The sequence below is a fragment of the Serratia sp. 201 genome, from assembly GCF_037027545.1.
Lineage (GTDB): Bacteria > Pseudomonadota > Gammaproteobacteria > Enterobacterales > Enterobacteriaceae > Serratia > Serratia bockelmannii.
This window is the reverse complement of record NZ_JAXCHC010000001.1, coordinates 485,675-500,632: the sequence shown is the minus strand read 5'-3', so window position 1 is coordinate 500,632 and position 14,958 is coordinate 485,675. Positions and strand designations below refer to the sequence as shown.

Below are 14,958 nucleotides of genomic sequence, written 5' to 3'. Positions count from 1 at the left end.
GGCCTCATAAATGAGAAAACCCGCCGAAGCGGGTTATTGGGATATGCATTTAATTACTGAGTGTCGCCTGGATAAATAGCGTCGTCGTATTGATAAAGCAAAGGGGTATACTGCAGGGCTTTCACCTGGCATGTTCCATCATCGCCGGGGTCGATAACATCCATGATTGCGTCATATCCAACACGGTTCGACGAGCAAAAAACAACCCTGGGTGGTTCTACTGCTGGGTCATTCATGATCCATTCATCTAGCCGAACATCAGCCGTGTTGGCCACTGAAAATGTGTAATCATCAATACGTGCTGGTACCAGCAGAACTGATGCAGATCCATCTTGGAAACGCAGCAGGCAACGTGGATTTTCAAATGACCAGTCGAGAGGTTCGCTAACCTGGATACTCACCGTATTGGCATCGTGCTTTTCATCTACCACCAGACAACTGATCGTTTTGCTGCCAGGTATGTCATCGGTCAGAACGATGCGATCGCCAAAGTTGTAACATAGAGCGTCCATTTCAGTGCTCGTAGAATGCGTTAACCGCTGATGGGTATACTTCATCAGCCGCCGCATGCCGATACGGTAAGCCCTGTCTGGATCTTGCACTCCATCCAGCGTGTAATCCTCCACCTTCACAGGTGTTGTGTTATCACTCAAACGACACTGAATGGTTTCCTCTGCCCACGTGGTGGCGTTAATGTAGGTAACATCGACCCCATCATAGTCATCTTGTGACAACGCCTTAAAGCCGGTTTGAAGCTCTTCTGTTTGTTCTTGCGGACTGATAACACCTGACCAGTTTTTGATACCCTCTCTACCGGCAGACGCTAAACCGTCGCTTAGCAGGAAATATCCCATTCCCGCGTTAGCTATCCTTTGCAATACCTCAAGAGCAGAAGTGTTATCGCTGCCGGCAGACCAATCGAAAGTTTCCCCGCGTGGCGTCCAATACGTATTTTCAAGAGAATTAATTGCTGCATAATCGATCTGGCTGTCCGTGTATCCCAGGTCTTTCAACACGTGATAAAACGCGCCACTGATACTGCGAGAGGTATGGCCATCATAAAGCCGTGTTGCCACCATATTGATGCGGCGATCGGATTGTGCAGCTAGACGGTTACCGGTACGAATGGTTAAACCGATCGTAGTGATATCTCGATAACTCGTTTTGCGTGCGGCTAGCTTGGCCCGCATAGCTTGCCACTGTACCGAGTCCCGCGTTGTCCCTCCCCACACTGGCGTATCACGCTTCATCCTGACTTCGTAATTACCCAATGCTGGGAACGTCACCTTTTCGGTATAACCCACCTCGTTCACCGTGTTGTTACCATGCTGGATCTGAACGCTAGTCCAGTCATCAGATCCTGACAGACGATACTGCAGCGTCATCGCAACATCATGCCAGTGAATGGCGCCGTCCTTGCTACCCACATCACAAAGGCCCTGCGGATAAACAAAGTTGAGTTCGATCTGTGTCGTTTTCTCATTTTGAGGACAGCAGAGGAATGGCCCCATCCAATCATAATCATCGTTCAGGCCGGTTACCGTAGCATCCAGCAAGGTACGCCCGGTGAATCCTGGCCAGCCAGGATCAACGGTTGTTGAGCCATCAGAATTATCCGTCAGACGTTCAACGCTAATAGTTTGTCCGTCTATATCGGTAATGCGATATCGGTAACCTTTCAGACCCAACGCGAGCCGCTGCGACCCTGTTGGGATCCCCACAAAGGCGTCCCCCGCCGCACTCCCCCAAGCCAAAGCGATATGTTCACTTACTGCTGGCGTTCCTCCGGTTGATGCGGTACCCGCAATGACTACTGGCGAACTACCAAATAACACTGAAGGGAGCACACTAAATCCTATGCTGTTACCACTGAAGGGGCTTTCTCTTTCCCTGATCACTATCTTCGTATCTACAGCGGAAACATCCAAACCAGACCCGGAAAGTTGATCCTCTATCTCTTCAGTCAGCCCCCCCATCGTCACATAGTTAGCCGTCAGCGATATCACATAATTGATACCTGCCCAGGCTAACGTAAATGATAAAGGTGTGGTGCTGAAATCGTAGGTAGTAGGCGCGGCTGATGCCGTTATGCTGGCCGCATTACCACCAACACCTGGTACCGCCGGCGAACCCGGATCGTAAACTGAGATGAATAAGTCAATTCTTGTTCCATTCCAGGTCATAGATACCGGCAAACCTACCGATGGGTTTAACTCTGAAAAATCCCCGTAGATAACATTTCGCCCAGCCTCTATTGCAACTGTGAAAGTATCCGGTGCCTGGATGGTCAGGTCTGTTCCAACTACCCAGGAATCAGGAATGACAGCATCACCGGTATCGCTACCGGCACCGATAACTGAAAGTGCATTACCTGACACACTTATCGCGTCTGCAGTAATGCTCACTGAGTCTGGGCCTGTGGACGCCAGATCTAACCCAGCGGTGCCAGAAGTAGTCCCGCCAACCTCAGTCGATGCATACCAGTTTTCAGAACGGGGATCGCCACCAACATCAGCCCCAGGAGGATAAATGGTGTAGCTTACATCCTCGCCAAAACTGCCCACTGGCGTATTACCAATTTTTATAGTGGATTGATTAATCGCAAAGTTTCCAACACCGATACAGAGAAACATTTCTGTTCGATATATCTGCGGGTTGCTGCTATCAAAACGACTAACAGGTTGAACAAGATAATCAGGAAAAACACGGTCTCTACCCAGGACTTCGCGGATCGGATCACCCAATTTTGCTGTATTCGCTTTTGCCGGCGACAGATCCAGCGAATCACCACCATTTGCAGAACCCATGCCGTCTTTATTCATTCGAGACATCATGATCAGCGAATATGCAGCTGAAGCTACTGCAACCGCCACAGCAGTCCATGCAGCTACAACGGCTCCGGTCGCATATGGGATTGGGTATATCCTGACATCAGTTTCATAACTTATGTGATATAGCGGCCATTCATCAGGAGAAACGGATTTCCCGTTAACCTCCACTGCTACTGGTTGCCGCATTTCATTTTTGTAATCAGTCACATTATCGACAAACCACTGATGCAGTGTCATAGCACTGTGTTCGTGGGTTTCCAGTGGCTCGCCGGGAAGTCGTGATGGGTAAATGCGGATCGTCACTGGTAATACTCCACTTTCACAAATCGGCGCTCAAACCGCGTTAGCGGCAGAAAAGTTACGTTTGATTTGGGATTACACTCGGCAGCATGAAGAATGCCGTCAATGCTGACCACAACTGCTACGTGATCAACCAAGCTTCCCGTGTAACAAACGATTCCAGCCCCTTCAACCGGACAGCATTTTTTTAGCTCTTTCATCAGCTCTTTCGCTGATCTGTCAAGCCCGCGGTTATCCTTCGTTACCCCTGCGAAATCTGGCCAGGCTGGCATTCCAATATCACGCCGGATTTCATTAACGATGCCGAAGCAATCCAGCTCAGGGTATGCGCGGCCCCCCTTCAGCCAGGTGACCGAAAGGTATTTGTCAGGATTAAACATGGAAAATTCCTTACTAGAGGTAACGCAGCCCAGGGTGATCCGGCAATGTATATCGGCGCCGGGGCCATGCTGTATCAAGTACATTCATATATCCGGCTGTTATCTGCACCGCGATAGGGGTCCAGTAACCAGATTTAATTGTTAACGTGAAAGGCGGTGAGGCTGGCGCAGTGAGATCTGTTGATAAGTAATGCCGGTAAGTCAGCGTGCCTATTTCCTGATTACCCAACGCGTCGCGGATCATGTTTGAGACCGTACCATCTATATTGCTGATGGCGAATTTCAGATCCTGTGTACCGTCTGCGTTTCTTGCTGGCAGTGATAAATCAATCCCACATGCGGTAAACGTTGCCGACACTCCATTTTCCAACGTGGCTGTAACATCATCCCAGCCTCTTGTGAGCCAGTGTGTAGCGCCACCTACCGCAATCTGGAGTGTTTGTATTATCACTTCAGAACCTGAAGAGGCATAAAGCCGATTTAATACCGTCATGCTTCTGGCCACTCCCGGTTAAGAGCAAGATCGATGATGCTCTGGCCTGCGAGGAACTCGGGGAAGTTACCCCAGCCAGGCGGAGGTAGTGGGCGCTCCCAAAGCTCTAACGTTGCGCTGTACTGCCAATATTTACCGCCTACCAATACCGGACCTTCATAAATATCCGTGAACCGACAAACATAGGGTTTTATTCCGATCGGTGTGCGCAATGTCATATTGAACCAAGCCGCACCGTCACTGATAGCATCACGATACCAGGCTTCAAACGTCTGGCCCTGCACATCATTCATGAGCCAGGAGACAGGGGCTTGTGTCGGTGTAGAGGTATAGCGCCTGCGCTGACGGGCTCGGCCAGAAACCATTGCCGTTCTGAGCAAAGGGCTAATAGGTTTAAGCCCGTACCCATCCTGTAAAGGCAAGGGAAGATAGTCATGTGGATAATCGATATTTGAGGTGATCGCCATTAACCAGTCCTCCTTTTAGTTTGCCACCCCATGCCGACAGCCTTGCCCACATCGCCACGACCTGTTGCTATCTGATATGCGCTTTGTTCCAGAGCTTCTTTGACCGCAGCTCTTTGTGTTTCCTTCAGCATCTGTAATGTTCTGGCATCTGGATCACCATTAACCTGCGTATGGATTTCGATATTTGGAACTGCTCCACCAGCATTCGCATCACGGCTCACCCTCTCCAGGGTTGCATCCAGCTTCGCGCTGGTTCCTGCCGTCGTTACACGCTCCCCTTTTTGCAGCAGCCACGTACCAGTTTCTGGTACCGCATCGATACCGTCGTGTGCCATTCCAGATAGGCCGACAGCAGATATTGCGGCAACCATAGGGGTAGTAACTGCCGCTGCTGCTGCCATTGCTGCCGGAGCCATTGCCGGGCCAACGATTGGGATTGCAGCTGTTGAGGCAAAAGCTGCTAATTGTGCTTGCAATGATGTTGCTTGTGCATTAGCCACCATTGCAGGAATTGCTGCAGCTTGTGCAGTCTTGTTTATCAGTAATTGAACCCCCTGATAAACAATCCACTGAGCAGCCATATCAACCAGAGCCTTTACTACAGACTGACCAAGATCAGAGAAAATACCTTTAATGGCTTCTCCCATAGACTCTGTACCGCTGATGACATCATAGAGATGATCAGATATAGAGTCGGTGGCTGAACCCAAAACAGATGTCATCGCATCTGCTGACTGTAAATAGTAATCACTTGAACGGTCAGCAAAATCAATCAGAGCATCAGAAATACCTGATGACCAATCATCACGCATCTCGTCGGATCGCTTGTAGTAATCCTCTTGTATTTCAAGTCTCTCATTCAGTGCATCTTGGAGGACCTGAGTTTCTTTATCGTATAGTGACTGTGATATGTCACCGGACTGGTATTGCTTCTGCAACTCTTGCTGTTGAGCGATAAACTCTTGCTGTATTCCTAGTAATTCTTTCATACGGGTACGGTTTTTTTCACCCATACCAGCGCCAATAATGTCAGTATTTAAGGTTTGGCGTTCATTATCATTTGAAGATTTCAGATTGGCTGCGAATGCCGCCACTTTTAAATTCTCTTCATTAGCTTTTTTTAATGCCTGAAGTTTGTCCAGCTCATCCGCCAACTGAATCAGTCGCTTTTGCTGCTCAGCATTAATACCAACTAATTTCCCACTGGCTAGGTCAAAGCGTAACTTTTCAGCTTCTGTGACTTCTGCAGTTTTTTTACCCGTGGTTTCTATCAGCGCTATCTGGCGCATGTAACTTAATTCTGTCGCCTTAAATGCTGACTCAAGTTTTTTTGCCCCCGTATTTGGAGTTGGCTTTCCATTAGTTTCGCCAGCAGCTAACTTAAATTGATTGGTTCCTACAGTTGCAGATCCTGTTGGTAAATTGTTACCGACAAATTTTTTTTCGCGAAGTTTTTCTTGTACTGACAGAAGCCCATTTAATTCTTTCGTCAGTCCTTTAATTGAATCATCATCATCAGTGATCCAACCAAAAAATGATTGATCTTCGCTATACATGTTTCCTGACCTTTTGGAAATCATGTTTTGCAAATGTTCTATACGCCCTACTACTTGTTCGGCATTTGTTGTATCTATATTCCCACCAAGAACAGATACTCTATTATTCTGAAACTTCAGAAGGGTACCGGCAGATGCCGCAACCTTAACAAACCACCCAGCAAGCTGTGCCGTATTGTTAACTAAATCCACCAGCCCTTGCTGAACAGCAGGATCGGTAAGAACGGTTCTTAACTTATCCAAGGAATCTTGAAGAGGTGACAAATCAACTTTAGCAAGCCCAGTTGCTATTTCAATTTTAAGCCCTTTTACTTGGCTTTCCATATCTTGAAAAATGTCGTTTACTTTCACCAAATCATCTATTGATGATGGGTCTGGGGCAACACCGTAATTTTTTGCAAGCTGAATGAATTGTTTTAATTTTTCATTGTTATTATCAAATAGCGGTATCATCTTAGAAAGATCGTTTCCGATTCCTTCTAGGATATTTATCTTTGCAGAGTTTGTGCTGATTTTTCCTAATGCATCACCTATGGCAAGAAGTTGCTTATCCGGTGATACCTTTGATAACTTTTCAGCAGATAATCCAAGTGCATTTAAAGCATCGACAGCTTCACCTGATTTATTTAAAACGGCATCGCCAATCTTGTCACCTAGGTCTTTGAATATGTCAGCCATGTTATCGCCGGATAAACCAGCTTTCTCAGCAGCAAATTGCCATGCCAACAACTCTTGGGTTGACATGTTTAAAGACTTTGCCCATTTATCTGTTGATGCAACCTGCTCCGAAGTTGACTTAAGCAATTGATAACCTGCAACTCCAACAGCAGTTGCCGCTGCTGCTGCTGCACTAGCTATCCCAGCCAATGCTTTTCCTGATTCAGCAGCATCTTTTTGAACTTGCTTACCCCACTTTTCAGATGCTCTCTCAGCCTTATCCATGCCTGAAACAAAACCGCCTACTTTGGCGATAAGATCAATTGTCAGTGTACCAAGAGACTTGCTAGCCATACTAACTCCGGGCAATAAAAAACCCCGCCGAGGCAGGGTTTAGTTTCATAATTAAAAATCACTTCTTATTCAACGCATCCATATAAGCCTGTGTTGTTTTTTGAGATGATTCTAGAATGTCATCCGAAAGAGTTTGTTGCCCCCACTTGGTAACTTTGTTGTCAATAAACGTAACAACAAGTCTATCTTGAGACAACTGTTCATTATCGATTGGAGTTAAACCAACAATAACAGGATTCCAGTATATCCATCTTTCTCTGTCTTGATTAACATCTGTCCTCCGCGGAGCCCCCATTACCCCTTGAACTTGACTTTTACTCATCCCCAAAGCAAGGTTAAGAGAGGCTTTATTATAATCAATTTTATTTGCGCAACCAGAAAGCATCAAAATAAAAATAGAAGTCAAAAACCATTTCATATCCGTATCCTTTTTAGATTAAGTTACGGTATTGTAGCAAGTTATGACCATTCTTTCATCGCTTCGTCTAAACTGATTGTTTTTTCTTTATGCTCAAGATGTGGTGAAAAATCTGTGATCAAGAATGGAGGTGTGTTCTTGCCCCTGTTTACATTAGCGATCGTACTGGCCACCAGCGCGGCGCCCCACTCAGTCCTCATCATGGGGTTTAGACTGCCGTACTTATTACGGTACTTCATCCACAGGCGAAACTCGGAAAGGCTTAGACGCTCCTGAGCTTCAGCTACCGTCCTACCGCCGATGCCGTTAAGGACTAATTCGCACCAGGCTTCGTCGTCTGCGCTGATGGCTCCGTCTTTCCCAAATTATTTACTTCTTGGATGGCCACCAGCAATGCCACCGTTAAATTACCATCTAGAGCACCACGCTCCGGATCCGCCTCACCTGTGATATCTGCAGGGGTAAATACTGGCTGGCCATTCTCATCACAAATCGAAGCTGCGATGCGGCCAGCGACGCCATCAACTTTTCCACCTACCGCGAGAATATCTGATCGAGCAGTGTAGTAACCCAAAGGCCGTACAAACACCGTTGCCGTCAGTTCTTTCTCACCCTGCTTCCAGGTGATTTCTTTATCTACCGGGCGACCGGTAAAGGCGCCATGTTCTTTCAACGATTCCAGAGTTAATTTCATGTCATTACCCTCAATGAGAAGTTAACGCGGGGCACTCAGCCCCGGCGGATAGATTGATTAGCTGCCGGCTTGAGCCTTTGGAACCCAGACAGCAGGGCCAGAACGCTGGATAGTTGCAGCTGTACTGACAACGGTATTTTGTTGGAAGTCGAACGGGAAATCTGACACGTAACCTTGGAAGACATACCAGGTACGATCTTCAGGCAACAACAGACCATCTACAGAGTTTGGAGCGCCGGGAGCCGCTGCTGTTGGTACAGATTCACCATCAGACCAGCCTAACGCCCACGTAAGTGGTGTTTCATCGTCAGTCTCAGCCAGGTTATGCAGCATCAGATGGCTGGCATTTGCCGGATCCGCGTTTAGAGTTACGGACGCCTGCCCCGGCGTCTGCAGACCTTTCACATATGTCTTAGATTTACGTTCTGAAAGGCATGTATTTTCAATTTGATCTGCTGGGTTTCCGCCCGCCGTAAAGTTGGTAATACATTCAATCTCGCTTACGACTCCATTAGCGAGCACATATAACTGCGTGCCTTGTGTCAATACAGACATGGTGATCTCCGGTCATAAAAAAACCGGCGCAAGGCCGGTATGTTGAAAAGTTGGGAATGTTAACGAAGCACTATCCAATCAACGTCGAAGGAATAGCGATAGCGCTTTGTTTCTGGGTCGCGGCTCTGGCCGCCCCATCTGGTAATGTAGGCGTGTGGCTCGATGGCATCACGCAACGCTGCGGCCACGGATGCAGCAGACGCAACCGTATCGGCATAGACATCTACCTGCAGCGTGTAGCTGTCAGCGTCGGGGCGTTTGTCCAGGTAATTCTCAGGGGAACCGCTGATGTTCTGCCAAACGACATAGGGATAGACCACATTGTCATCCTGCAGGCCAAAGGGATAGAGCCTAACCGGACTTTCTCCAATCAATGCCGTTACAGCCTGACTGGCGGCGCAGACTTTAAAAATTGGTGCGATCATCATCTGGCCCCTTTCTTGGCTGCTCTGGATATTGCCCTGTCGATAGCTTTTCCATATTCCACAACGAACGTATTGGATGCCTCGGCGGCGCTGTTCTCTGCTGCCGGCCGCATGAAAGGTTGAGCCGGCATATTTTCCGTACCGAACTCCAATAAGCGCCAGTGTGGTGTTGGGGCATTTTTGGCTTTATCCGGATGTTTTTTCAGTACAGCCCCGTGCTGAACGCCGATTCGAAAAGCCAGGTTCCCGTTTCTCTTAAATTCGCGGCCATTCCAACGCACTGCGATATTGTCCGCAATGCTGCGCCCTGTTTCTGGATCATCCAGTCGCTGAGCATTTGCCTTTGCCCTGTTAGCGATAACGTTGGCAGCCTTTCTCAAGGCCGCACGCCCTCCTTTGCGCTTCATGTCATCGCTGATTGAGGCAAGTTTACCCATCAGCTCATCGACACCAGTGAGGGTGTATTCAACGCCATCAGCCATCGTTCGTACCCTCTGAGCATGGAAGGGTCAAATATTCCAGGCCGCTATCCGGGTCTGGCAGAACGCCTTCAACGTTGTAAATTTTCCCGCGAAACAGAATGCGATACTTTGCTGAAATATCTTGGCGGTACCGGATTTTAATCCTGGTGGTAACTGCATTTTGCATAGCCTGCGCAGCAACAAACTCACGGGCAGAGAGCGGGGAAACTTCGGCCCAGAGATTAGACACATCCTGCCAAGTGTCGATCATTTCACCAGAGGTGGTGTCTTGCACCTTAACGGGTTTCTGCAGGGTAATCCGGTGGCTCAGTTTTCCAGCCTGCATGATTACCCCCTGGCACTCAGATACTTAGGGCGCTGATCATCAATGGACGTCGTTTCGATAAGATCAGCATCACTACTAAATGCATCGGCCAGAACAGCGACCAACGATTCATTGGACTCCGCCAGGCGGGTTAATGCTGCTGTCTGTTCCTGCTTTGCCTTCGTCTCTTCCTGCAGTGCTGCTATCAGTGCGTTTACCTGTTGCACGTTCATGGGCAATCCTCAACCAGTTCTTTAACCATTCCCGGCGGCGCCGGCATCCTTCACAGGCCATATACCCTCACAAAATGCTTGGTCGGCGCAAATCGTAGATAAGCATTGAGACGGAGAAAGGCAACTCCCCCTGTTTCAATTTTTCTTCTTCTTCACCGCCTCGGTTACGATCCAAAATACCAAGTAGAACAAGCAATGCTGTTTTAGCTCGGGAAAGCGGCTCACCATCAATAGATTTCCCGGCATCATCAACAATCAACTGCCGGCTTCCCTGCACATAAGCGAGAATGGCGGCGCTGCCACCCTGAATTTTCAGGGTAAGGTCATCGTCGCCATAATCGTCATCAATGCGTAGGTGTAACTTTGCTTCTTCCAGCGTTACGAGTTCGATCATGATTTATCCTTCCCATCTCGCCCGCGCTTGGCTGCCAGTGTCCATCCTTTTGATCCGAGCTCGCCTGGTTTATCTGCTGTTGTTTGGTCGCAATGCCAGAGCGATCCGCCCCAGGTAACTGTGTCACCTGGCTGATAACTGCTTTCAGCTTTGAAAACCCCGCGATAAATCATCACAGGAATACCGAACGCTTTTGTTTCACATGCGCCACTTGCTCTTGTGACTGTCACGGTAAACATTCGTTCATCGTCATTGGCAACATCAACAGCAGAGATGCCATCAACCAGACACTCCCACCCGCGCATTCCGGCTGTTTTTTCGAATGAACGCCAAAGCCCCCCGTTATGCGTAGCATAGCTTCCTCTCGGATAACTCTTCTCTGCTTCAATGCCTGGCAATATTTCAATCTGCAGTGCATCGCGGCCGTCAGCACCAGGCTTTGGCGTTTCAGGTGCTGGCAATGCGGCCATTGCATCGGAAACCGCCGCTTTTATCACTTCAGGATCGGCATCTTTACCATCACGTGGGATTGGGATATCTGAAACAGCTTCTTCAATCATATCTTTTAGCAATGGTCGTATATCTTCCGGGGTGAGGCTTTTCCCATCTGCCGGCACAGGCAATTCAGCAATGGCTTCATAAACCATTTTTGATACATCGGGTAACTCAGGAATTTCAGGTGGAATAATGGCTTCCACTGCAGCATCAATCGCTAATGTTACATCTTCCTTAGTCACCAGGTTTAAGCCGGCAAAGGCCTCTTTCAATTCAGCAATCCCTTTGTTAAATGTCTCTTGCTGTTCTTCAATCCGTTTATTGAAATCCTCTTTGACGCCGAGAAGAGCTTTTGAAAACTCTTCAGACATCACCGTGATTATGGATAAGTCGCGATCATTCATTTGGCTAATAATCCCCTAATCATGGCCTTGGCAATGTTCAACTCAGGTTCTGACAGCGCCTTACTATCATCGCTGGCTGCTTGGCTTGTGGTAGCCGGTGCAGTTTTGCTGAACGGATCATCGGAAGCATCTCGGCGTGCCAATGCTTCAAGGCTGAAGTTCTGTTGCTGTAGATACAGAGAATCGCCACCAGGAACCGGTGGAAGATTCTCTTTGCGACGGGCTTCGTTGGGCGACATGATGGTATTTTTAACCGCTTCACCCAGCGTTTTAATTCGGCGTTCTGTATCCATACGTAGTAGTGCATTTACTTCAAACTCAGTTCCTTCATTTCCTGATAGGCCAAGTGCTTCATCAAGAAGTAACTCTACAGACTCAATCAGGATCTGAAGACACTGTGAGTAATACTGCTGTTCCAGCGCTTCAATATTGTTATATGAAGGTGGATCACCTACCCCTACCTTGTAAGAAGGGACATGAAAAACTGAGCAGACAATTTCTGCTGTCATTTTTAGCTGTTCAACGATCTGCGCATCAACTGCAGACATGGATATTGGATTGTATTTTGCTCCATTACTTAGGATGCCCGTCTTACCAGCATTCTCACCTGTATATCCTGTATCCCAGTTAGCCTTAATACTTTTGGCATTTTCCTCAGTAAGAGAACCAGGAACCTCAATCACACCGCTTGGCTTTCCACCATTCTTAAAGAAGAATGCTGAGTTTTCCTGAATATGATGCCCTTGCATAGCAGCAAGCCCAGCTGCATAAAGCGGCGACAACCCAACTAATGGATGAAAAAAGCAATTAAATCTATCGTGAATAATTTCCCGCGCCGGAACTGTTACCTGCGTTGGCAACCCTGCAATATTGTCAGGGTTGATCTGATAAAAAACAGATCCATCATCTGCTACCAGAGGAATTACTTTGTTTGGATCTAGTATTCTTAGTTCTTTTATGGCACCGGTATTATCTCTAATCTTCATGACATAGGTGTTGCCATGACATAATTTTGAGTTTACCCAATTTTCAAAAAACTGTATCCGATTCTGGAATGTATTTGGCTTTTCCAGCAAGGCTGGAATAGAACCTGTTACCTGATCTTTCCATACACCATTAGAGTCACGGCGCTGATGCCTTGCTGGCATCTTTGATATGTCGCTTGCAATTAATGAGATGCATGAAAAAACCGCGTAGAAAGACATTACGGTTTGGTTATTTATCTCAAGATTTCTCTGCCATGCACCACCAAAAGGCTCACGAATAAAAGAAAATATACGCTGCCAAGTTCCTTGACCAGATGGCTGTTGCAGTGATTTTTCTTTTTTACGGAAAGGATTCCACATCAGCCAGTCCCCGCAGCTTTTTTATTATTTGAACGACCACCAGCACGTTTGTTGCTGATGTACTCAGCCTTGCCCAGCAGCACCAGAACTTTGGCGCACTGATCATTCACGCTTTTCTCATCACCTGGAAAAGAATCGTGCGTGCGCTGTAGATACCTGATTTTTGCCATGCAAAATGGCGGGGTTTCCCCCGCCCTCCTTGAATTATCAGCTGCCCTGGCCGGAGCCGTAGTTAACACCGCTAATAACTGCTACAGCTGCGGTTCGGCGGCGCTGCCAGTTAATCCAGCGTTCAGCGCGGATTGCGACACTATTGGTCTGCCACATGGAGACTAATTCAACGCCTGTCGGAGTTACGCTGTCTCCTGTAGGCGCAGATTCCATTTCCAGAGATGCTTCGCTGGACATATCGACTGCTACGCCACCGTCATCAGCAAGATAAATATCTGGCGCATTCATCAAGATGATTTGGTTACCAACGTATTGAGAAACAATCGCTGGCAGCCCCTCATAGGTACCACCAAACATAGTCATTTCAGGATACTCTTTGGTGCCCAAGGGAGTTTTACGCTTAGATAATGCCAGCGCTGTTGTGCTGGACATTAACCAGACTGCACCGGTAGGTTGCAGGTTAGCGTTAATAAATACTTGGAATGCGGCCGTGCTATCGGTATCAGGGTCCCCGGTACTTGGAATTGTTGCTGCCCCGTTGGTAATAGATGCTGGAGAAATACCAGCTTGTGCCGCTTTAGTCGGATCTACGAAATCCTGATCAAGGCGTGCAATAACCGATTCTGCAAGGGAGTCACGTACCAGCACGTCGGCTTTTGGGTTCGAGAATCGCAGTAATTCTTCAGTCAGTACAGAAATCGCGGCTACTTTTGAGAAGCCGAATGTAATCGTCTCAAAATCAAATTTTGTCAAAGGTTTTGCCTTACCTTGACCAACCCATTGTGCCGAACCACCAGATGTCTGCACAGGAATACGGATATTGAACGGAACATTTCTCAGCGAAGGAATATTGCCGACGCCAAACTGCCCGATGATAGTTTTCGGACGAAGAAAATCTACAAAGTCATTGGCAAAATCCTGATATTCAACTAATGAACCAGCCCAATCAGGATCAGTAGTTGTACCGGCGCTTACAGCGGCCTTCAAAACATGATGTAGCTTTGTATCGTCAGGATATTTATTTTTAGCGATCTGGAGCGCTTCAGATCGCACCCCTTTAGCGACGGCAAGAGCCTTGGTGAACCGCGCAAATGCCACACCTTTTTCTAACTTCTGCTCGACCCTGATGATGCCAGGAGCACGGTTATCAACCACATTAACAGCGCCACTTGCGGCTTTCGTGACGGGCTTTGCGGTGGCGGCCATGTTCGCTTCCATATCGCGCAGGCGGCCCAGGTGGGAGTCTACTGATTTGATTTCAGCAGATACATTATCGTATTGCTCAGTTTCTTCGCTATCCAGGGTGCGGCCTTCATCTGCGGCTTTGCTCATAACATCATTAAGTGATGCTGCCAGCGCTGCACGTTTGTTCTCAAAGCTTTTGATTTGCTCTGCAATATTCATGGTTTTTCCTTTAATTTCAGTATATTTTTTTGCTGTAGCGCCAGCGATAGGGTTTGTTTTAACCATGGGTTTCTCATTGCCTGACGCGGCGAGAAACTGGCGGTCACACGACTTAACGGTTGTGATGCTGCATTCCGCATTCGCTGGAATGGTTACGGCAGAAACTTCCAGTAGCTCCCACTCCAAAAAATGAATGCCACCAGCATCAAGAAATGCGTATTTGATTGGTTTGAAACCAATCGACAGACCTTTTACCAACCCTGACTTAATCGACGCCCATGCCTCATCAAGCCGGGCAATAAGTTGGGATGGCATATCAGGCGTCGGCTTTACTAACTGCGCTGTAATCTGCAGGCCGTCATTGACCTTTTTTGCGGAACAGTTACCGATGGGTTGTGATCTGTCATGTTGCCAAAGGAATGGGTTCTCACTTCCGAACCGCGCACCTCCTGGCTCCATAATGTCTCCGTCACGATCCGGCGAGGGTGTTGAAGCTATGCCGACAATAATCCGCTTATCTTCATCTACCGATTTAACCGTCATGAGGGTACAGGCGCGATTAAGCGTCATTTGCTTGCCTCCTGAAACGAAAAAA

Annotated in this window: 18 protein-coding genes; all 18 read right to left on the bottom strand. The window is 47.7% G+C overall.

Going from position 1 to position 14,958, the window contains the following annotated elements; translation table 11 throughout:
• Positions 1 to 53: 53 nt before the first annotated feature.
• The 18 genes from WA302_RS02825 to WA302_RS02745 all read right to left on the bottom strand — a co-directional run bounded on the left by WA302_RS02825 (position 54) and on the right by WA302_RS02745 (position 14,933).
• Positions 54 to 3,134: a host specificity factor TipJ family phage tail protein gene (locus WA302_RS02825; RefSeq protein ID WP_336062739.1), complete on the bottom strand. Its 3,081-nt coding sequence runs from the start codon at positions 3,132 to 3,134 to the stop codon at positions 54 to 56.
• Complete coding sequence (locus tag WA302_RS02820) at positions 3,131 to 3,511, bottom strand: nitrite transporter (protein WP_261424704.1); 381 nt, start codon at positions 3,509 to 3,511, stop codon at positions 3,131 to 3,133. Before WA302_RS02820 ends, WA302_RS02825 begins: the two co-directional genes overlap by 4 nt.
• 13 nt (positions 3,512 to 3,524) lie before the next feature.
• Positions 3,525 to 4,004: a DUF1833 domain-containing protein gene (locus WA302_RS02815; protein WP_261424705.1), complete on the bottom strand. Its 480-nt coding sequence runs from the start codon at positions 4,002 to 4,004 to the stop codon at positions 3,525 to 3,527.
• A complete protein-coding gene (locus WA302_RS02810; RefSeq protein ID WP_336062736.1) occupies positions 4,001 to 4,471 on the bottom strand; it encodes a hypothetical protein in 471 nt (156 codons plus the stop codon). The genes WA302_RS02815 and WA302_RS02810 overlap by 4 nt, the downstream gene beginning before the upstream one ends.
• A complete protein-coding gene (locus tag WA302_RS02805) occupies positions 4,471 to 7,038 on the bottom strand; it encodes a phage tail tape measure protein (protein ID WP_336062735.1) in 2,568 nt (855 codons plus the stop codon). The genes WA302_RS02810 and WA302_RS02805 overlap by 1 nt, the downstream gene beginning before the upstream one ends.
• A gap of 58 nt (positions 7,039 to 7,096) precedes the next feature.
• Positions 7,097 to 7,456, bottom strand: coding sequence for an outer membrane protein assembly factor BamE domain-containing protein (bamE, locus tag WA302_RS02800; RefSeq protein WP_336062734.1), 360 nt, complete (start codon positions 7,454 to 7,456; stop codon positions 7,097 to 7,099).
• A 41-nt stretch (positions 7,457 to 7,497) separates the two neighbouring features.
• Positions 7,498 to 7,758 carry a phage tail assembly protein T gene (locus tag WA302_RS25300; RefSeq protein ID WP_443018043.1) on the bottom strand — a complete coding sequence of 87 codons (261 nt, stop codon included), beginning with the start codon at positions 7,756 to 7,758 and terminating at the stop codon, positions 7,498 to 7,500.
• A gap of 11 nt (positions 7,759 to 7,769) precedes the next feature.
• On the bottom strand, positions 7,770 to 8,150 hold the full coding sequence (locus WA302_RS02795) for a phage tail assembly chaperone family protein, TAC (protein ID WP_336062732.1): 381 nt from the start codon (positions 8,148 to 8,150) through the stop codon (positions 7,770 to 7,772).
• A gap of 57 nt (positions 8,151 to 8,207) precedes the next feature.
• On the bottom strand, positions 8,208 to 8,705 hold the full coding sequence (locus WA302_RS02790; RefSeq protein WP_072270288.1) for a phage tail tube protein: 498 nt from the start codon (positions 8,703 to 8,705) through the stop codon (positions 8,208 to 8,210).
• A 59-nt stretch (positions 8,706 to 8,764) separates the two neighbouring features.
• A complete protein-coding gene (gene gp17, locus WA302_RS02785) occupies positions 8,765 to 9,130 on the bottom strand; it encodes a tail completion protein gp17 (protein ID WP_079451443.1) in 366 nt (121 codons plus the stop codon).
• Positions 9,130 to 9,612, bottom strand: coding sequence for an HK97-gp10 family putative phage morphogenesis protein (locus WA302_RS02780; protein ID WP_336062730.1), 483 nt, complete (start codon positions 9,610 to 9,612; stop codon positions 9,130 to 9,132). The genes gp17 and WA302_RS02780 overlap by 1 nt, the downstream gene beginning before the upstream one ends.
• Positions 9,605 to 9,937 (bottom strand): phage head closure protein, encoded by a 333-nt coding sequence (locus WA302_RS02775; RefSeq protein WP_336062728.1) that lies wholly within the window; start codon positions 9,935 to 9,937, stop codon positions 9,605 to 9,607. Before WA302_RS02775 ends, WA302_RS02780 begins: the two co-directional genes overlap by 8 nt.
• 2 nt (positions 9,938 to 9,939) lie before the next feature.
• Entirely contained in the window at positions 9,940 to 10,149 is a 210-nt protein-coding gene (locus tag WA302_RS02770; protein ID WP_336062726.1) for a hypothetical protein, read from the bottom strand.
• A 67-nt stretch (positions 10,150 to 10,216) separates the two neighbouring features.
• The gene (locus WA302_RS02765) at positions 10,217 to 10,543 is read right to left on the bottom strand and encodes a head-tail connector protein (protein WP_079451447.1); all 327 of its coding nucleotides are present in this window, start codon (positions 10,541 to 10,543) and stop codon (positions 10,217 to 10,219) included.
• Complete coding sequence (locus WA302_RS02760; RefSeq protein ID WP_336062724.1) at positions 10,540 to 11,442, bottom strand: hypothetical protein; 903 nt, start codon at positions 11,440 to 11,442, stop codon at positions 10,540 to 10,542. The genes WA302_RS02765 and WA302_RS02760 overlap by 4 nt, the downstream gene beginning before the upstream one ends.
• A complete protein-coding gene (locus WA302_RS02755; protein ID WP_336062723.1) occupies positions 11,439 to 12,788 on the bottom strand; it encodes a phage portal protein in 1,350 nt (449 codons plus the stop codon). Before WA302_RS02755 ends, WA302_RS02760 begins: the two co-directional genes overlap by 4 nt.
• The gene (locus WA302_RS02750) at positions 12,788 to 12,958 is read right to left on the bottom strand and encodes a hypothetical protein (protein ID WP_176167126.1); all 171 of its coding nucleotides are present in this window, start codon (positions 12,956 to 12,958) and stop codon (positions 12,788 to 12,790) included. Before WA302_RS02750 ends, WA302_RS02755 begins: the two co-directional genes overlap by 1 nt.
• Positions 12,959 to 12,995: 37 nt before the next feature.
• Complete coding sequence (locus WA302_RS02745) at positions 12,996 to 14,933, bottom strand: phage major capsid protein (protein ID WP_336062721.1); 1,938 nt, start codon at positions 14,931 to 14,933, stop codon at positions 12,996 to 12,998.
• Positions 14,934 to 14,958 lie beyond the last annotated feature (25 nt).